The organism is Paenibacillus sp. CF095, from assembly GCF_900101225.1.
GTDB lineage: Bacteria > Bacillota > Bacilli > Paenibacillales > Paenibacillaceae > Paenibacillus.
On the sequence record NZ_FMZN01000001.1, the window covers coordinates 3,003,328 to 3,024,425 of the forward strand.

The window sequence follows — 21,098 nt, forward strand, 5'->3', positions numbered from 1 at the left end:
GATAAGGTTCTGAGGCACGTTGTCTCAGCTAGAACTCATTTCATGTGCTGCTACAAGAACTGCGCTAAGGAATTTATTGATGTCTCACTTTTTCAGCGTCTTCCATGAAGTGTACTCATGTACGGAGAAACCGTTAAAGGACGCATGTACTGAAGCCATTTTTTCGACCAACTTCAATTGTGCTTCCATATAAGCAGATCCCTCTTCATAAAAAGTAATGAAGTCGCCTTCCTTGCTTTGCTTTGTTTCCACGGCGATTGAGATCGTCTTGCCGAGCAGAGCTGCTTCTGCAAGTTCATCCTTCGCCACACTATAGATTGCAGCAGCTGTATCGCGGTAAGCCATAATGGTGATGGAATCAAACTTGCGAATCATCCAGCTACTTACGGCCATCGTGGAACCCGGAATTTTGTAGTTATCGAGCCAGAAAGGCAGATCAGCTGCTACTGGCATCTTCATCCGTGATGCTCGCTCAACAATGTACTCCACATTGCCTTGCCACTGGGTAATTACACTGGCCTGATTGATTTTCCACTGCGGGTGCACATGTGGCTCAATATCCAGATGGATACCAGCAAATTTCTCATTGGGCAACGCTTGCGCCTGATATGTCTCGATCCAGTCCAGGAAAGATGCAATCTGCTCCCGACTTTCCGTCAAGCCCCAGGCTGATCTTCCATCCATGACGTCAACCGCAATGTTCTTGGCTCTCGCCTGACGGATAAAACTTTTATATTCAGGAATTTTTATATCCCGGTTCATCTGCAGATAGATCGTATTGATTTTGTTCGCTGTAGCATAATTTAATACCTCTTGAGGATTACTTCGGATCTGGGTGGTATCCCACACCCATGTCGCTCTCACCGGTGCATCAAGTTTTCCATGAATCGTTGCATAACTGTCGACTGAACCATCCGCAATGGCTTTGGAAGAACAGGCTGTACTCGCACACAGGATCAAACAACTCAGTAATACGATAAAACGGTAACCCCTTTTGCTTTTCATATTTGTACACTCCCTCTGAAGTTATCAGCTCTGACGTGCAAATCTGGATGAAATTGTGTCGTTTCATATTCATTTAATGGATATTTATTAGGTACGACGAATTTGGATTGCTTCTATATGCAATATCATCTTTAAGACTCACTACGAAAGAATCATATAACTATATTTCGGGAATTCGTAGTTCTGTATATATAGTTCAAAAGTCACAATTATTCACTATTTTCTAAATTAACCCTTATTTCAGCATGACTTCAGTCATTATTGCCATATGCACACCGAGATCCAGAAGACCTAGAAAGCGTTTTCTCCCACAATGTACAAAAAAACCGCCCTAAGGCGGCTTTGCATGTATCTTAATTTATTTGTGCTCTAGTCGACATTTCCGTTCATTCATTACCCGATGGAGCTACAGGTGTATTCTCAACCACTTCATCGAAAAGGGACACCAGTTCAATACCTTCTGCCGAGATCCGCACAAGACCCTTGTCGGACAAACGTAGTTCTGGAATCACAACCAGCGCGAGCAACGAAAGCGTCATGAACGCATTATTCAACGTACATCCTGCAGACTGTAAAGCTTCACTGATTGCTGCCGATTGGGCTGCAACGACTTCGAATGGCTCGGTTGACATCAAACCTGCAATCCGCAGCGGGAATTCGGTTACACCTGCTGCCGTTACCACGGCGACTCCGCCCTGCATTCGAATGACACGGTTACCGGCTTCGGCCATCAGGGCATCATCATTACCGATAATCAACAGGTTGTGACTATCATGAGCAACCGTCATCGCAATCGCTGCAGGGGATGTGAAGCCGATGCCTCCAACAAGCGCTACCGCTCGATTCCCGGTTTGTTTGTGACGCTCCAATACCGCAATTTTGCATACTTCCCCTGAAGTTGAAACCACAACCTTGCCGTTCTCTACGGTGACGGGCAGGTGTTTCTCCTTTGTATCCACATGGTTCTCTGTCACATGAATGATTTTGGCACCAATGATCCCCTCTTGAATCGGTGCAGCCAACTCCAGATCTACTGGCTGAATATTAGCTTCTAACTTCACCGTGTTCAGTGCTTCCTCAGGGTACGTGAAGCTGTCCCAGACCGCCGTCATTTTCCCGTTCTCGGCTACAACTTGCCCGGCAGCAATCGTCATGCCCACACGTACATCCGCCAACCGGCCGTCCAGCAGAATAATATCGGCTATATTGCCCGGAATAACCGCACCAATATCACGCGCAACACCAAAGCGCTCAGCCGTGTTAATGGTTGCCATCTGAAAAGCAGTGACCGGCTTCACACCTTGGGAGATTGCAAGACGAACAACAAAATCCATATGTCCTTCTTTGAGCAGGGATTCAGAGCTTCGGTCATCGGTCACCAGCATCATCCGGCGTGTATCCAGTCCAAGCTCAGTGCAGGCTTTGATTGTCTCAGCCACGTCATGCCATGCCGAACCTTGGCGCATCTTCGCATACATCCCGAGTCGCAGACGTTCAACCACATCTTCCTTGGTCACACACTCATGATCCCCCGTAACACCACTCGCTGCATAGGCTGGCAGACGCCAGTCATCTGCTGCCCAGGTGAAATGACCGTCTGCCACTTTACCTGCCCGGAGGGTCGCCTGTATCTCACCAATCATCGTCTCGTCCCCATAGACTACCCCAGGGAAGTTCATCACTTCACCAAGGCCAATCATGTCCGGACCCCAGGAAAGAGCCTCAGCTACCTCTTCAGGCCCGATATAAGCACCTGTTGTCTCCAATCCTGGATGAGTGGAAGGCACACAGGAAGCCACCTGCATATAAGCAGCCATCGGTGTGGTCCGCGCTTCATCCAGCATCAGTCTCAAACCTTTGAGACCAAGCACGTTAGAGATCTCATGTGGGTCAAAGAAACCTCCGGTCGTGCCTGAAGGCAATACCGCTCTCGCAAACTCGGTTACTTTCATCTGTGTACTTTCGATATGGCAGTGTCCATCCAGCAAACCAGGAGCGATATACTTACCGTTCGCTTCAATAATCCGGGTATGTTCTCCAATGGTGTGGCTTACATCTTTACCAACATAAGCGATTCGAGCTCCCTGTACAGCTATGGACATCTCAGGCAAAATCTCACCCGATATCACGTTTACCAGCGTACCTCCCCGAATGACCAAAGTCGCTGGCAAATCTCCCCGTGCTGTAGCGACCAGATCAGGTACACAATCGGCCATAAGCGGCCGTTCAAAAGATGGTTTGTTCATTTTGTTGCCTCCTTTAATAAACGATCCAAAAAAAATATATTGTTACGATTATATGAGTCGGGACTTCATGTGTAAAGAAAAATCACATCTATTGTGCTTAAATACAAATTATGAAGTCGTCTTTATCCACGGGACCCAATCCTTACGGATTCACGTTAGGTATCCTCATTCAATACGATCACTTAAATGGCTGGAACCTCATCTCGTATAATTCCCTCGCTAAGCTAGCTTCTTCCCGATCTATGTATCATATACAGAAAAACTCCCGTTCCATTGAACGGAAGCCTTCTTCATGCATATGAAGTGTTATGTCAGTCCACTTGCGCAGCAGACACCTTGCCAAGATCATACCATTCTTCCGACTGGGCAGTAATGAAAGGACTCGGTGTACCCACGCAGTAAACGTGCAGCAGATGCATCGCTCGTGTACAAGCCGTATAGAACAACTTGCGTTCATGTTCCTGCGCATACTGCTCCGCAGAGCCGTCATAGATCAGGACAGCATCGAACTCCACACCTTTGGCCAGATACGCTGGGATCACATGAACACCCTGCTCAAAAGCCAGCGTCGTTTTTTTGATTAACTTCGGTGCTGTGGGCAGTACCTTGCTCAATGCAGCATGTACGTCTCTGCTCTCTTCGGCGGTCTTGCAGATGACTGCGACCGATTCGTATCCTTCCTTAATCAAGTGCTTCAGGTCTGTCGTGATGACGTTCATATGACGCTCGGCATCAGAAGAGACAATCACTTTAGGCTTCTCGCCGCTACGGTTAAATGGAATAATCTCTTCCCCACCAGGCACCATACCACGTGTAAACTCCACGATCTCCCGGGTAGATCGATAACTTCTAGTCAGCTCAATCACTTCCGTATTGTCTGGTCCGTACAGGTTAGTCAAGGGTCCTGTTCCACTAAGTACTGAAGAGTGGGCATAGATTGCCTGATTAAAGTCACCAAGTGCTGTTATTTTCGCCCGCGGGAACAATCTCTTCATAAATGCCAACTGAAACGCAGAATAATCCTGGGCTTCATCAATGATGACATGGCGAATATTGGAGTTAATATGGAATCCAAGCATAAGCTCACGCAAGTACAAGTATGGCGTAATATCTTCATATGCCAACTCCTGAGACTTCAATCTGCGTAAAGTCATCTTACCAATTTCATCCCATTGAGCAGGCAGTGCTTCGTCACCCAGCAATCGCTCCATCTGAGCCTGATCGCTGAACAGATGTGCATATAATTGTCTTATATCAACGAATCGTAAGGACTTGATCCATTTGCGCAACGGTTTGAGTCGGTCACTGACCACCATACGTGCCAGAATTTCTCTTTCCTGCTCGAAGTCATTAAATGTATGGGTCTTTCCTTTTTGCTTGCGCTTCAACCGTTGATATGCACGTTGCAGATCCTCCGGCTCCATCAGATCAAGCTGCTGATCAACCCAAGGCGCATCCAACTCACCTTTACCAAAGGCAGACAGTTCTTTCAGCATCCAGTCCCGTAACATCTCCAGTCGACTCACCAGCTTAACGGACGACTCGAAACTATAGAATTTCTCAGCCATAGCCTCTGACGTGACAATCGCTCGGCCCTGGAAGCGAACCGGCTTGAATTTCATGCCACCTGACAACATGCTTTCCTTATAACGTGTAATGACTTTCAGGAAAGTTTCGGACGACTTGAAGCGAATGCTGGACATGCGAACTTCATAATCGGGATCTTCCGTCCCCGTAAGTACATATTCGAGTTGAATAAACGGATCTTCCAGTTGATATTCACGACCCAAACGGCGCTCCAGATACTCCTGGAAGGTCGTTTGCAACATGTTTTCCTCCCCAAGCTCAGGCAGTACCGTGGAGACATAACTGTTGAACATTGGATTCGGTGAAAAAAGAACCATCTGATCCGCTTGCAGATGCTCGCGGTATTTATAGAGAAGATATGCCACACGCTGGAGCGCCGCGGATGTTTTGCCACTGCCGGCTGCGCCTTGCACAATGAGCATACGTGTCCGGTCATTACGGATAATCCGGTTCTGCTCCTTCTGAATGGTCGCTACAATACTCTTCATCTGTGCATCTGAAGTTCGACTGAGCACGGCCTGCAACAACTCATCACCAATCGTAACCCCCGTGTCAAACATAAAACGGATACGTCCGTCCCGAATGACAAACTGCCGCTTCATCTCTATATCACCGCTGATCTCTCCGCTTGGTGTATGATATGTGATCGGGCCCGGTGCTCCGTCATAATACAGGTTAGAGATTGGCGCACGCCAGTCGTAGACCAGAAAAGATTCTTCCTTCTCATCCAGCAACGATGCAATGCCGAGATAAATTCGTTCTGCATTTGGATACCCGTCTTCCTTAAAATCAATGCGCCCAAAATACGGTGAATGATGCAGTCGTTTCATTTTATCCAACGCAGCTGCTGTATTGAGATGGCTGCGCTCCCGATCGGACAGTACCTGTGACTGCTGCCGCATGCTGGTTGAAGTCTCTCCGACATCGTCCGCTTCACTGAAGTTCATCGTGACTTCGTCCCAGAAATCTTTTCTCATGCCAACCACTTCGTCACGGAAGGAACCTACTTCATCTTCTAACGTTGTGATCTTGCGTTCAATCTGATCGGTCACCGTGTTGACCCGTTGTTGTTCCTCAATCCATTGCTGATCTGTACTCATATGTTAATAGCCCCTCTTTCCCCGGATTGTGTCCTCAAAATCCCATTTGACAAGCCCGAAAAGGCAATGGTATAATTATTAGAAAGTAAACATTTTAATTATATGTTAATTAGTTCTAATTTTCTGAAAACCATTTTTTATTGTACCAGTGACAACGTCCCGATGCAAGCGGAGGCGTTTTTTGTTGTTTTCTTCTTCATTATTACCCAATTACCGGTCCTCAACTGACCTAGCTACTCCTGCCTACTTTCGTAATTCTTCAATCGTCTCTTTCCAGCGTGTAATTGCCCCAAGTTCATCTTTTAATTGAAAGGTTATTCCTGAAGTGATCTCCGCATATGGCGCGTGATCCACACGTACATGGAGCACTTGTGCATCAAAACGATCTCTCGGATGAACAGCGCTCTTAATCTCAGGCAACCGTTCTACTTCTATACGGATATGCAGCAATCGATGTCCTTGAACCGCAATCAAGGTAGCCTTGCCTGTTTTGCTCATGTTCATACTGGTCTGTGTACCTTGCCATAAAGCAAGTCTAAGCTGACGCGGATTTATCGCAATCACTTCCCCCATACTGATCATCGCCTGATGCGGCCATTGATCCTCAGATACGGTTAGCAGTTGCATGGCCTCATGCTGTTTATGCTCCAGATTTGTCCCACTCAACCATTCCATTAGTTCAGCGTCTAATTCCTCAATAATCATGTCTCTATCCCTCGGTTCGTTAATATTCATGCCATTCAGCCTTATGTATGACAAAACAACCCGGACACGATTGTCCGGGCAATGTTGTAGTTCCATTGTATATGATCACAAAGCAGGTGCGCAATTCGTTATCAAGGCCACTTAAGCCAGTTCAAAATTTTGTCCTGTGATTCTTTGTCTTCACTGGCACTATGCACATGTTCGGCAAGTCGATTCAGACGTTCCAGCTGATATCCGTAATCATAGATCGCAGCAGCCACGATCGACAATCGTAACATCCCTTCCTTGTCGATATCAAACTGGGTGATCGCCTGCTCCATGAAACGGTCATTATCCAATACAAACTGTGCGGCCTCTTCCCCATTAGGTTTCAGCTTATCCTCGAACTTGAGCAGTGCGTGCTCATGGAATTTGATAACCAGTTCAAGATGTGAGTCAAAAAACTGATCCATGGCCGTTGTCCGCGGTGCCTGGAAATAGTGGCGTTCCACCGAATCCAGCACCTCATACCCTTTTTGCAGACTCAGCAGCATTTGTTTGTAGACCACCATCTGACGAGTTTCGCTGAATTTCGAACGTTTCATCTTTTTCTGTTCCTCTTCGAACAAGTTATACTTGTCGGACAAAGACTTAATGGAACCGCCCAGGTTGCTTTTCTCCTCCCGGAATACAACTTCCTTGATCTCATCCGAGATCGAGGTTCGCAGAAGCAACGACATACCGCTGAATACACTATGGATCTGCTTCACGAACTGAACCTTCGGTTTCGGAGGAAATACCGTAATGTTGATGAGAAACGCCGAGACAATACCAACCAGTGTCAACAGAAAACGATTGAGTGCAAAATGCCAGTCACCCGAGGCTTCCATAATGGATACAACCGTGACCAGTGTCAGGCCAACCGTCTCACCCATATTCAATTTAAGACAGATCATGATGACAAGTACAATAATTAATCCAACGGCGATTGGCTCATTGGACAGCACCATGCCCCCCAGAAGGGCGACAATAGCTCCCAGCGTGGTCGTTTGCAACTGATCCAGGAAGTATTTCCAAGAACGATAGATGGAAGGCTGCATGGCGAATATAGCCGCGATTGCGGCAGGCACGGGAGATTGCGGGTTCAAGAACAGGCTGCTTAGGTACAAGGCAAGCGTGACCGCAATCCCCGTCTTAAGTACACGTGCACCAAACGACATGGTGGTGACCCCTCCTCTTTACCGAACCTGAAATTTTACATTTGATAATCATGTTCATTATTACCCCATATTTCTTTTTTTGCCTGAATTCATTCAGGAGAACGATTTATTGTACCATGTAAGGTCTTCCGATGCCATGTCATAAGTCAGAGGTATTGTGAAATTGATTTCCTTATGTATGTTAATACACATTATTAACCCAAAAAGAAGCAAATCTTCAAAATGGATTTTCACCACTTCAAAGATTCGCCTCCGTTACTTAATTATACTTTGTGGAATGCTCATGCTTATTATGCCTGCCTAACGGTCCGTGCCCTCCCATTCCCTTTTGAACTGGTCCACAAACTGTACCATATAATCATGACGCTGTTCCGCCAGCTCCTTGCCATAGGAGGTATTCATCAGATCCTTGAGCTTGAACAACTTCTCGTAAAAGTGATTTATCGTTGTGCTGCGCCCATTGCGATATTCCTCACGGGTCATCTGCTCCCGTGGGGGGAGGGACGGATCGTACATCTCACGCCCTCTGGCGCCTGAAAAGGCAAAGGTTCGCGCGATCCCAATCGCACCCAGTGCATCCAGTCGATCCGCATCCTGAACAACCTGTGCTTCAAGCGAACTGACTGCAGGACGTTGGCCTCCCGCATATGAGATGGTGCTAATAATACCCACAACCTTATTACGTATATCCGGGTCAAGAGGCTGGGTATCCAGCCAGTCATTCAGTTTGGCCATCCCGGCTTCCAAGCTCTCATTCAGCTTCTCATCCGGTACATCATGTAATAATGCGGCCAGTTCGCAGACAAATGGATCTGCACCCATGCGGTGAGCGAGTTCAACCGCAAGTGCGGTTACCCGTTCAATGTGCGGCCAGTCATGACCATCACTATGCTTGGATGAGTCCCCTTGAACAAAGGATCGGGCGGCGCGCAGAACAGCCTCTCCTGCCGTTATTCCATCTATATTATGCATGTGCCCTAATTCCTGCAGATTCCCACCAGATTGAAGAGGGTTCTCTGACATCTTACGATTCCCCGCCTTCACGGGCCTGTTCACGCGGAATACGCCGAGCTACACCCGTCTTAATAGCTGCTTCAATCACGCGACTGCGCATCGATTTGACCACTTTATCATTGAACACACTCGGAATAATGTAATAACGTGTACGCTCTTCATCCGTAATGGCCGAAGCAATCGCTTGAGCGGCTGCCAGCTTCATTTCTTCATTAATTTCAGTAGCACGGCAATCCAAAACTGCCCTGAAGATACCCGGGAAACATAACACGTTGTTGATCTGATTCGGATAATCGGATCGGCCTGTTGCCATTACCGCCACAATGTCTTCCACCAATGCAGGCATAATCTCTGGTACCGGGTTTGCCATTGCAAACACGATTGGATCTTCTGCCATGGTCTGCACATCTTCGCGAGTTAACAGATTCCCGCGGGACAGGCCAATGAACACATCGGCTCCACGAATGACATCACGCAGCGAGCCAGTCTCCAGTTCGGGATTAGTACGAGCTGCATAATCACTCCAGACTTCATTCTCATAGGTTTGTGTCCGTACAATCGCACCCTCACGATCGACACCTATAAGCCGGCTGGCTCCCGCGGACAATAATATGTTGCTGCATGCTACACCTGCTGCACCGATACCACAGACCACAATCTTCACATCATCAATGGACTTGCCCACCAGTTTGAGCGCATTGATCAGACCGGCATATAACACAACCGCTGTGCCATGCTGGTCATCATGAAATACAGGAATATCCAATTCCTCATTCAGACGACGTTCAATTTCGAAACAACGCGGTGACGAGATATCCTCCAGATTAATGCCGCCAAAACCAGGTGATATCGCTTTCACAGTACGTATGATTTCCTCCGTATCCTGTGTGTCCAGGCAGATTGGGAAGGCATCCACACCTGCAAACTGTTTGAATAACATCGCTTTACCTTCCATCACAGGCATCGCTGCACGAGGACCAATATTACCAAGTCCAAGCACCGCACTGCCATCAGATATGACGGCCACTGTATTCCGTTTAATTGTCAATGAGAAGGCTTTGCCGGGTTCTTCTGAAATGGCTGAACATACACGAGCCACATCCGGTGTGTACACACGTGACAGATCTTCCCGGTTTTGAATCGGGGTCTTTGGTGTTACTTCGATCTTACCGCCCAGATGAAGCAGGAACGTCCGATCCGATACGTTAATAATGGACACACCTTTGAGCTGGCGCACCCCTTCTATAATTTTACTGTTATCTTGCGCATCTGTAACGGCGACCGTCAAGTCGCGCACGCTTACATCCTGATTGGTGGAAATCACGTCGATGGCAATGATGTCTCCCCCAGCTTCCGAGATGGCCGAAGCCACTTCGCCAAACTTGATATCCTTAGTTGTCATTTCCAGTCGAATAATAATGCTGTTACCATCCAGATTTCTTTGATTCATTTCCATTCCTCCCAGACTGAAAGTCTTGAGTTACATGTTACGTGTTTGTCTTCGCTGCGCGGACACGTTTATCCTTTATCTTGTCCAGAAAAAGTCGTTCAACAGCCAAATGCATAAAATAAAAAAGGTGCCCTGAACACCAATGCAGGCGTTCAGGGCATCTCTTCTTAATACTAATTTCATTTATTTAATAACATATAAAATCTATATTATTTCCGGGCAGCCGGTCTGCGCAGAACACAAATGTCATATGGCTTCAAGCTGAGACTTGCTTCCACAGCATCACCACTGAGCAGATCGGTATAGGACTGTCCATCTAATTCAACCAGCTTCTCATCTGGTGTGTAGTTCTGTACAAACACATAATCTGCAGTACCATCTGTACGTGTATGTGCCGTTGTTCCGGCAGGCAGCTCAGTTTCAAGTCCACGCTCAATGTTCAGGTCAGCGATTAGTTTCGCATAGAAATCATCATAGAATGGTGCTTTCAGACGTGTCGCTACGTAATATGCTTTTCCTGAACCCAATTGGTTGACCGTCAATGCCGGACGTCCGGCATAAAAGTCAGAACGGTACGTAGCCAGAGACTTCGCGCCTTCCAGATGAATCAGATCACACAGTTCAATTGCATCATACGCTGTATTAAGCTGAAGCTCATTGCCCTTCTCCGGAATGATTCCGTTCAGATCACGATCATGCAATCCGTCAATTTCCTCGGACCAGATGCCAAGTGTCTTACGAAGCGGGCCTGGGAATCCACCCAGGAAACACAGATCGTTTTCGTTAACAATACCAGACCAGTAAGTTGCTACAAACGTACCACCTTGTTCTACAAACTTCTCAATGCGTTCCCCGACACCTTCACGTACCAGATAGAGCATTGGAGCAATCAGCAGCTTGTACTTGGACAGATCTGCATCCATATCAATAACGTCTACAGCGACTCCCTTTTTCCAAAACGCTTCGTAATGCTCTTCCACGGTCTGCTCATACTTCACACCGATATTGCGTGGACCCTGGGAATCATTAACGGCCCAGCGGTTTTCCCAATCAAATATGATCGCAACTTCTGCCGGAACCGCTGTTCCTACAATAGCTTCCATGCCTTCAAGAGCCGTTCCTACGTCGGTGACATCTTGGAACACTCGAGTGTGTTCCGTTCCTACGTGGTCTACCACCGCACCATGAAGTTTCTCACTGGACCCCCGGCTTTTTCTCCACTGGAAGTACTGAACACTATCGGAACCGTGTGCCACAGCCTGGAGAGAAGAGAGCAGATGCATGCCCGGTTTTTTCAGCTTGCTGACATCTTGCCAATTCGTTGAACTTGGAGTACTCTCCATCAGCAAGAACGGCTGACCGCCTTTGATGGAACGAACGATATCATGCATCATGGCGATACGGGATGCCTGTTTCGCGTCGTCATCTGCATCATGCCAAGTCGGATAACTGTCCCAAGAGAGGAAATCCAGAATATCAGCGAACTTCCAATAGTTCAGACCGCCATAGAATTCCATCAGGTTCGTTGTGACTGGCAGATCAGGATTCTGAGCTTTCAACGGTTTTGTTTCATGCACGATAAAATCAGCTGTCTGATCCGTAACGAAACGGCGCCAGTCCAGATTCATCGCGTGTACCTGCGTCTCACCGTGTGGAGCCGGAGATTCCACTTGACTCCAGTCTGTAACCGTATGGCTCCAGAATGTCGTCCACCAGGAATGATTCAGTTCATCGAGTGTTTGATACTTCTTCTGAACCCAACCACGGAATGCTTCCTGACAATAATCACAATGACAATCTCCGCCGAACTCGTTTGAGATATGCCAGCCGATTACAGCCGGATGATCCGAATAACGTTCTGCCAGTTTTGTGTTGATCGCAGTAACCTTCTCACGGTATACCGGGGAAGTATAACAATGGTTGTGACGGAAACCATGCAGATTGCGGACACGCTTCTCGGATACACGGAGCACTTCCGGGTACTTCGCGGACATCCAGGCAGGTCTGGCACCACTTGGTGTAGCGAGGAATGCATAGATGCCGTTTGCTGCAAAACGATCCAAAACCTGATCCAGCCATTCAAACGTATATACGCCCTCTTCCGGCTCAAGGGATACCCACGAGAAGATACCGATGGACATCACGTTACACTTGGCAAGCTTCATCAAGCGAATATCTTCTTCCAGAACTTCAGGATAGCGGAGCCATTGCTCCGGGTTATAGTCTGCGCCATGCAACATGTGCGGGGCTTTGGAACTTACAGGTGGAAATTTGTATGTCATAAGGACAACTCCCTTGCATTAATTAATTACTGTATTTAGTTTATATACGATAACAACGACTTCACAGAAGATACGTATTACGCTAGATTACACATATGTCACGACATCTGATTCTTCTGCAGTAGTGAGTGCTGTAAACGATTCCAACTTGCGACCTTTAAAATCAAACATGGTGAGGTTGCCCCAGTTATTCGGATGACCGACGGACCATTCTTCTTTACTTGGTATCCAGGCAGGTTCCCAATAATAGAATCCGTGCCCCAAACCACCAGGAACTTCGCGGATAATCTGCAATAGATCCTTCAGATATTTGGTCTGTCCCTCTACACTTGCAGGGTATCCTGGTAACAACATATCTTCCTGATTCAAAATCCATTCAATGCCTTCCGGCTGTTCCAGCGTCCATGGATAAGCGGTTTCAACTACATTGATAGGTTTGCCATAACGCTCAGCCAGATCATGAAGATTATCACGTAACGCATCAAGTGTGCCATGCCACCAAGGATAATACGAGAGACCAATGATATCGAACTCCACACCCAGTGCTTCAAAGCGATCGTAAAACTTGCGGCTCTCGGCGTTATCTCCACCACGATCAATATGTATCATAATCTGAATATCCGCGTCAACGGATTTGACCGCAGCAATTCCGTACTTCACAAGGCCTGCAAAACGCTCCCACTGTTCATCCGTATCATGCTCTTCTCCACCAACACGTCCCTCATTCCATAACATGCCTGGTGTAATCTCGTTGCCCACCTGCACCATGTCCGGAAGCGCATCGTGTTCCTTCAACGTTCTCAGAACGTCAGCCGTATACATGCATACCGCACGTTGAAGCTCTTCATAGGACAGATTCTCCCATGCTTTCGGCTTCCATTGATTGGCTGGATCAGCCCAGCGATCAGAATAATGGAAATCAAGCAAAAATTTCAATCCCTGTTCCTTGATCCGTTTGGCTACCTCCACCGTTCGCTCCAGATTGCAGAATCCACCAACAGGATCATTCCAGATTCGAAGTCGTATCGCGTTAGCGTCATTAATCTTCAGGATGGACAGCAAGTCTTGTTCCTTGCCATCCACATCAGTATAACTCCCGCCATGCTGTTCGATTTCATCCATAAAGGACACATCCATTCCCAGAATGAATGTCTTTTCCGTCAAGTTGCTCACTGTATCAACCTCCATTAATTTGGGGTACAGGCTCAGCCTTTAACTGAGCCCAACGTCATACCTTTGACAAAGAAACGTTGCAGGAAAGGATACACAATCAAGATTGGTGCACTTCCGATGAAGATCTGAGCTGCCCTTACCGTCGTTTGAGAGAGAGCTTCCATTTCTTTTGGATTCATGCTCATGCTACTCATATCACGTCCAATAATGACCGTTTGCATAAATGTAGCAAGTGGGTAATCCTTGGCGTTATTCATGTAGAGCAATCCGTCAAACCAGGAATTCCAGTGGAACACCATACTGAACAATGCAATTGTTGCAATGGACGGCATCGAAATGGGAAGGAAGATACTGAACAATGTTCTGAAATGGTTAGCTCCATCCATCAGTGCCGCTTCCTCCAGCTCTTTTGGAATACCGCGGAAGAAGTTCAGCATCAGAATGACAAGGAATGTGTTAACTGCCCCAGGGAGTACCAGTACCCAGAAGGAATCCATCAACCCGATCTTCTGGATAACCATGTAGAATGGCACCAGTCCCCCGTTGAAAATCATACTGAATACAAAAATCCAGGAGTAGATTGTTCTGCCTTTGAATTCACTATTTTCTTTGGACAACGGATACGCCGCCAGGAACGTAATTAGCAAGGTAATAGCTGTACCAATTACTGTACGTAGAAGTGAGATCCAGAGCGAGTTCAAGAAAATTGGATTGTTCATCGTTTTTTTGTAAGCCTCAAGTGAAAATCCTACGGGCCAGAGATTGACCAGATTGGCGTCGGCAGCTGCCTTCGTACTAAAGGATACAGCCAGGACATGAACCATCGGTATGATACACATAATGGCGATCAAAATCAGAAAGCAGGTGTTGACTATATTAAACACGCGATAAGGCAATGATTTATGATACATCGTGGTCCCTTCTTTCTCTGTTCATTCGTTTAGAATATGCGATATCCAGCGTATTTTTTGGCTAAGCTGTACGATACAAGAATCAAGATCATACTAATGACCGATTTGAATAATCCGATCGCGGTTGCAAAGCCCATCTCACCATTCTGCATTGCGGAACGATATACGAATGTATCAATGATGTCACCCGTTTGATATACGAGCGGGTTATACAAGTTGAATATCTGGTCAAATCCGGCATTCAGTACGTTACCAAGTGCCAGTGTTCCTACAACCATCAGCATCGGCACAAGCGAAGGGATTGTAATGTGCAGTGTCTGTTTCCAGCGTCCTGCTCCGTCAATTTCCGCTGCTTCGTACAATGCTGGATTAATTCCGGCAAGGGCAGCCAGAAAGACAATCATGTTATAGCCAAATTCTTTCCACACATCTGTCAGAATGACCGTTGATCGGAACCAACTGTTGTCTCCCAGGAAGAAATATGGCCCAAGTCCGAAGGTTCCCAGAACCCGGTTAACCAAGCCGCCTGTTGACAACAGATCTATCAAAATTCCGCCCAGAATGACCCAGGACAAGAAGTGAGGTAAATAGACAAGTGTTTGAATCGTTCGCTGTATAGCCATCTTGCGAACCTCATTCAAAAGAATGGCAAAAACAAATGGAACAAATAAATTAAAAATCAGTTTAAGTACAGCAATAATCAATGTGTTCCAGATGACCTGTAAGCTGTCTTCACGTTCAAACAGATATCTAAAGTTGTCCAGTCCAACCCATTCAGAACCGCTAATCCCAAGCCATGGCTTGTAGTTCTGGAATGCCATAATGATCCCGCCCATAGGCACATAACTGAAGATAATCAGAAAGATAATGGCTGGCAACAGCATAACGTGGAATGGCCAAGTGCGTTTCAAAGTTCTCATGATTGCTCCCCCTGTATTTCTTCCTACTCAAGTACTCCCTGAGTGGCTTATAATGCGATTATATCAACCTTTTACGGGGTCCAAACAGCACATAAAAGCAATATAAATGGCACAAATTCAACCACTTTGCCTCAGCTTGAATAAACAAAAAAACGCCCAGACGTTAGTCGTCTGAGCGCTGCTTGTAACTATTTTTTCACACTGTCATACCATTCGTTAACCTCTTGCGTGATTTGGTCACCGCCACCCGATTTCCACGTTTGTACAAAGGTATCAAACGCATCCGCCGGATTTTTGCCATAGATAATTTCGTTAAATGCCTGATTCTCGATTTTGTTCAGATAGTCCAACTTGGATTTCATCGTCTGTGTTGTTGGACCTGTGAACATGTTTTTGAAAGAAATTTCTTCTTGGCTCAGTAACACTTTCGCTGCTGCTGGAGTTTCTTTACCGTAATTGACAGCAACATCTTTCTCAAGTTTCGTTTCAGGCTCTTTGCCATCCGCTAAGTTCAGAAGTGCTTTCATCTGGGCATCTGGAATACGAGCACCGTCGCGAACAAGCAAATAACGTACAACGTTCACGTATCCGCCTTCAATCTGGTCAATCGGCATTTGTTTTCCATTTGCATCCAATTGGTAGTCATAACCTGCAAACAGACCGTTATCATAAGGGCTACCTGGTGCTGGGTCTGCATAATTGTCAAACAGGTAGTTCTGATACGTAAAGAATGCTTCTGGATGTGCCATATCTTTTTTGATCAACGTAACACCATTAACAAACTGTGTTCCGTGACGCATCGCTTTTCCTTCAGGACCGGTAGGAATTTCAATCGGTTTCCATACCGCACTCGGTACATTTTTCACTGTATCGAGAAGTGGCCACCCACTCATCCAGTAAGGTCCTGGAATAATGCCGGCAGTTCCTGCAACTGCTGGCTCTGCTGTTTTGTTCTCATCCCATAGAGCTGCTTCCTGCGGGATATATCCTTTTTTGAGCCATTCGCTCAATTTGGTCAGACCTTGCTTCATGCCTGGATTAATGGAGCCATACTCGAGCTTGCCATCAGTTGCCAGATTCCATTGTTGAGGTAAGGTGCCATATGCACCAAAGATCCAGGATACATCTCCCATCCATGTGTTCATGGATGTTTTGAAACCAACGCTGAGCGGAGTGACTTTTTCAGGAGCCAAGCCGTCAGGGTTATTGTTTTTGAATGCTTCCATAACGGTTTCCAGCTCATCGATTGTTTTTGGTGCTTTCAGATTCAACTTGTCCAGCCAATCTTGGCGAATCCAGAGCAAGTAATCATTGTTGTATGCGTAGTCCAGAACAGGGATACCCATTCTTTTGCCATCACGACTATATTGGTTCCAGACGTTAGGATCTTGCTCCATCGCTTTTTTCCATGTGTCTGAAGCATATTTGTCGAACAGTGGACCGACCTCTTCGTACATGCCAGAGTCGATCAAGTCTTGAGCAACGAGATTGTCCGCACTACCAATCGTCACGATATCTGGCATTTCCTGTCCAGAGGACATAGCCAGACGAAGTTTAGTTGCAAACGCACTGTTTGTGTCTGTTACTGACCAGAGCGCGCTGACATTAATCCCGAATTTTTCCTTGGCCCACTTGGTTGCCACGTTATTTTCCATGGATTCGCCATTTTTAAACTTCAGCTCAGGGTCAATTCCCCATGCTGTTGTAATGGTTACTTCCGGATCATACTTTTCTTTGTATTCGTTTTGGGTTCCAGATGTACTTGGTGTTGCACTATCTCCGCCCCCACTGCCTCCTGAACATCCTGCAAGAACGACAGTTAGACTCAGCGTTGTAGCGAGAAGCGTCAAGAATCTCTTTTTCGTTGATTGCGCTCTCATGTTGTTCCCCCTTAAATCGTTTTGGTTACCCTTTCATTATAGGCTGACCAGGCCTTTGAGCCTATGATACGAAATCAAGATTTCTGCACCTTTGCCAACCTATATTCTGGAATGTTGTTGTAATTATGCCTGATCCCGAAATTCATTTGGTGTCATACCATAATGTTTTTTGAACATTTTGCTGAAATATTGCGGATTTTGATAGCCAAGTTCACTCGTAATCTCGTATATTTTTTTATTGCTATTCTTAAGCAGATACAGAGCACGCTCCATGCGCATACGAATCATGTAGTCCCCAAGACCTTCCCCTGTCTCTGCCTTGTAAATTTTCGATAGATATACGGGGTGTAAATATACCTTGTCCGCAATCATCTTCACTGACAGATCCTGTCCTGTATCTCTTGTAACCAACTCCTGAACCTGCTTGATCACATGTCTGCGGCTCTGCACACCTTCCTGATCGGACAACTCTTCCTGAAGCTTCGCCAGCATCTCGGTTGCCCAGCGCCGCAGCTTCTCGGGGGATTGAATCAACTGATGGGCAAGGAGCAGATCGAATCCCGCATGATCAATCTCATGCACCAGATGCCCCTGTTTATGGGCGATATACATAAATGCATTGGTTACCGACAGATACATCTCATACACGTGTTCTCTGGACAATCGAACCTGTTCTGCCGCGTCAAAGACCGCGTTCAGCTTAAGCGCTGCCGCTTCCCATTGCTTGGTCTCAAGCAATTGAGGAAGTACAGGCGGTTTGTACAGCTCTTCGAGCGCCTGCGTTGCATCATTCTCCGGTCTTTTGCTGAGTGCCTGATCCATGTCCATATATATAATCTTGTGTTCTTCCGGTCCTGAAAGGACAAGCGAACCCAGACTTTTCCGATAAGCTGCTGTTAACTCATTAAAGGGAAATGACGGTGTAACTACCATGGACAGGTCTCCCTGTAAATATCGAATGACATGCTCACGGAAAGTTTCAGCTGAGATTCTCAACGTCTCCAAGTCCATCTGCGAAGCTTCGATCTGATCTTGATTCTGCAAGAACATAACCAGACACTCATGGGGTCCGCGACCAAACCACACGTTAAATTGCTCTCCGAGTACTTCCTCTGCAATATTACCTACCGCAAAATCCATCAGATCCAGAGATTGCTGGTCCATTGATGAGAAGCGTCCTGTAAGCCGAATCAGCATCATCACAGCCGATTGTTCCGGATCAATATGAATCTCATATTGTTGCAGTTGTTCCCGAAGTGCCCGCGCCGTGATCTCACGCCCCAGCAGCAGATCATGCATAAGATTTTCTCGTAAAATTTTATAGTCAGACTTCCGACTGTATAAAAGCCGGTGATATTTATCAAATTCATCCCACTCATCGCGAAGAGACGTGATGGCTGCCGACACCGATCCCATAAACTCATCATCGTTTACGGGTTTCAGGATATAATCCGCTGCCTGTAATTGAATGGCTTTTTTAGCATAATCAAAATCACTGTGACCCGTTAGTAAAATACAGCGAATATGAGACCAGCGCTTGCTTACCTCTGCAATGAGATCCAGTCCGGACATGCCAGGCATGCGAATATCGGTCACTACGATATCTACTGCATTTTCCTCCATAATCTCCAACGCTTCCTTACCGGATGCGGCACGTAGCACGGTCGTTACTCCAAGCTCTCCCCAGGGGATCGTAAGTTCCAGACTTTCTGTTACGTATGTCTCATCATCTACCAGCAATATATCAATCAAGTGATTCACTCCCTATTTCGTTCATTCTGCAAATGGATTCCATCGTGCATCATGCGCTACACATTCCAAGTGCTTATCCTTCATTCTCCAGAAGAAACTCCTGCTCGGCAGGCCATGACAGCGTAACGCGTAATCCGCCAAGTTCCGATTCCGTTATATCAAGCCCAGCCTGCTCCCCATATCGAAGCTGGAGTCTCTGATTCACATTCCACAGGCCACAGCCCATCTCCTGATCCATCGTTCCCCTGAGCTTACTCAGAAGCGCCTCACGTGCCTCCTGCGTCATGCCTTGCCCATCATCTTCTACCACAAGAACCATGACACCGCCCTGTTTTTCCCCGGATACTCTTATTTCTCCGGCTTCCGCGTCCGCTTCGATACCGTGAATCACTGCATTCTCCACCAATGGTTGCACGATGAGTGGCGGTACCTCCTGTCTTAACATCTCATCAGGCAGATCAATCTTGTAATGAATGCGGTCCATACGCATCCGTTGGATCTCCAGATAACAGCTAACAAATTCAATCTCTTCTGTCAACGGTACCACGTCCCGCTCCTGTCTTGTCGTATACCGATAATATCGCGATAGGTTATGCGACATCGCTACAACAGCGTCCATACGCTTCAGCTTCGCCATACTCGTAATAAAGGAGAAACAATTATAGAAAAAGTGCGGGTTAATCTGCGATTGCAGCTGCTTCAACCGGGCTTCACGCACATGAATCTGTTCCAGGTAAACGTGTTCAAATAACTGCTGGATCTGCTCCACCATCAAGTTGAAACGTTCGGACAGGAAACTGAATTCATTGCGGCCCTTTGGTTTAATCCTCACGGAATAATCTTCCTGCTTCAACCGCTGGAACCCGCGAATGAGTTGTTTCACTGGTACCTGTACCTGAACATAGAACAAATACGCCACACCAAAACTCATTAACAACAAACAAATCATGGAAGAATAGAACAGCATATTGGATTGATGAATAGGCTTCAGAATATCTGACAGGGGCATGTAGTCCACCAAATACCAGCCTGTTGTACTGGATTTCACCGTGTTAACCATGTAAGGCTCGTCCCCGATCACCACTGTACGGTTATCAACGTCCTGAAGTTTATGAACGGACAGTTCTTCCATCAACTGATTCGTTAGTGAACGATCTGAAGTCCGGTTATAGATGACCCCCGATTCTTCTCGGAAATAGAAGGGATCATGCCTGCCATCGTCTTTGAATTTGTCGAGCATATCCCGAATGTTATCACTATCAAATTCCAGTTTAATAATCGTTTCCGCATTATTAGCCGGGTCTTTAATGCCGTACGGAGATACCGTAATCCAGCTAAACATGAACCGATCATCGTCCCCATCCTGAATTTTGCGTACATCCCAGCCGGAACTGATATTCTGCCTTAGCGCTTGTTTATCGTAAGAACGTGCGTCCCTTTCGGAAACCACCCTGCCCAGCGAAGGAGAGTACAGATATAACTTTGTGGCCCAATTGGATGAGCTTTCCTGAATACTTAGCTTATTCTGAATACGTTTGACCAGGTTGATCGCATCCAGGTCAAAGTAGTTACTGTCCGCATAGATTCGCCGGAAGCTGGCAATATCAGGATCATGTATGAGCAGATTCGGCCATGAGGATAACAGTTCGATGTTTGTGTTCACTTGATTTTGGAAAAATTCAAGCTGATTACTATTTGATCGATTCAACTCATCTCTGAGAACAGCTGTTGTTTTGTGATTAGAGTACCAGTACAGAAGCACTACAGGAATCAGCATAATCAGAATAAGAATGACCATTTTGGAAAACAGATTTGTCCGATATGACATCTTTTCATCTCACCTTGTCTTAATTTGTCGTGACATTAATTGTAAT

The 21,098-nt window shown here is 46.4% G+C and carries 14 protein-coding genes; all 14 read right to left on the minus strand.

Translation table 11 applies throughout. The features are described 5' to 3' along the window. Positions 1–84: 84 nt before the first annotated feature. Positions 85–1,005, minus strand: a complete 921-nt coding sequence (locus tag BLS69_RS13010) for a hypothetical protein (protein WP_091032059.1) — start codon at positions 1,003–1,005, stop codon at positions 85–87. Positions 1,006–1,391: 386 nt separating this feature from the next. After that, on the minus strand, positions 1,392–3,251 hold the full coding sequence (locus tag BLS69_RS13015; RefSeq protein ID WP_091032063.1) for an adenine deaminase: 1,860 nt from the start codon (positions 3,249–3,251) through the stop codon (positions 1,392–1,394). Positions 3,252–3,562: 311 nt separating this feature from the next. Next, a complete protein-coding gene (gene helD, locus BLS69_RS13020; protein ID WP_091032066.1) occupies positions 3,563–5,938 on the minus strand; it encodes an RNA polymerase recycling motor HelD in 2,376 nt (791 codons plus the stop codon). 243 nt (positions 5,939–6,181) lie between these two features. Beyond that, positions 6,182–6,673, minus strand: a complete 492-nt coding sequence (locus BLS69_RS13025) for a hypothetical protein (protein WP_091032068.1) — start codon at positions 6,671–6,673, stop codon at positions 6,182–6,184. 101 nt (positions 6,674–6,774) lie between these two features. Further along, a complete protein-coding gene (locus BLS69_RS13030) occupies positions 6,775–7,842 on the minus strand; it encodes an FUSC family protein (RefSeq protein ID WP_091032071.1) in 1,068 nt (355 codons plus the stop codon). Between the two features lie 300 nt (positions 7,843–8,142). Further along, positions 8,143–8,865, minus strand: a complete 723-nt coding sequence (locus BLS69_RS13035) for an HD domain-containing protein (RefSeq protein WP_091032073.1) — start codon at positions 8,863–8,865, stop codon at positions 8,143–8,145. Between the two features lies 1 nt (position 8,866). Next, positions 8,867–10,306: an NAD-dependent malic enzyme gene (locus tag BLS69_RS13040; protein WP_091032075.1), complete on the minus strand. Its 1,440-nt coding sequence runs from the start codon at positions 10,304–10,306 to the stop codon at positions 8,867–8,869. 209 nt (positions 10,307–10,515) lie between these two features. Further along, positions 10,516–12,588: a beta-galactosidase gene (locus BLS69_RS13045; protein WP_091032079.1), complete on the minus strand. Its 2,073-nt coding sequence runs from the start codon at positions 12,586–12,588 to the stop codon at positions 10,516–10,518. 87 nt (positions 12,589–12,675) lie between these two features. Further along, positions 12,676–13,761 carry a glycoside hydrolase family 53 protein gene (locus BLS69_RS13050; protein ID WP_091032082.1) on the minus strand — a complete coding sequence of 362 codons (1,086 nt, stop codon included), beginning with the start codon at positions 13,759–13,761 and terminating at the stop codon, positions 12,676–12,678. A gap of 32 nt (positions 13,762–13,793) precedes the next feature. After that, positions 13,794–14,672 (minus strand): carbohydrate ABC transporter permease, encoded by an 879-nt coding sequence (locus tag BLS69_RS13055; RefSeq protein WP_091032085.1) that lies wholly within the window; start codon positions 14,670–14,672, stop codon positions 13,794–13,796. 29 nt (positions 14,673–14,701) lie between these two features. Continuing rightward, positions 14,702–15,592 carry an ABC transporter permease gene (locus BLS69_RS13060; RefSeq protein WP_074094500.1) on the minus strand — a complete coding sequence of 297 codons (891 nt, stop codon included), beginning with the start codon at positions 15,590–15,592 and terminating at the stop codon, positions 14,702–14,704. A 188-nt stretch (positions 15,593–15,780) separates the two neighbouring features. Continuing rightward, on the minus strand, positions 15,781–17,472 hold the full coding sequence (locus tag BLS69_RS13065; RefSeq protein WP_091032087.1) for a type 2 periplasmic-binding domain-containing protein: 1,692 nt from the start codon (positions 17,470–17,472) through the stop codon (positions 15,781–15,783). Positions 17,473–17,595: 123 nt separating this feature from the next. Continuing rightward, positions 17,596–19,224, minus strand: coding sequence for a response regulator (locus BLS69_RS13070; protein ID WP_091032090.1), 1,629 nt, complete (start codon positions 19,222–19,224; stop codon positions 17,596–17,598). Between the two features lie 73 nt (positions 19,225–19,297). Further along, complete coding sequence (locus BLS69_RS13075) at positions 19,298–21,052, minus strand: sensor histidine kinase (protein ID WP_091032092.1); 1,755 nt, start codon at positions 21,050–21,052, stop codon at positions 19,298–19,300. Positions 21,053–21,098 lie beyond the last annotated feature (46 nt).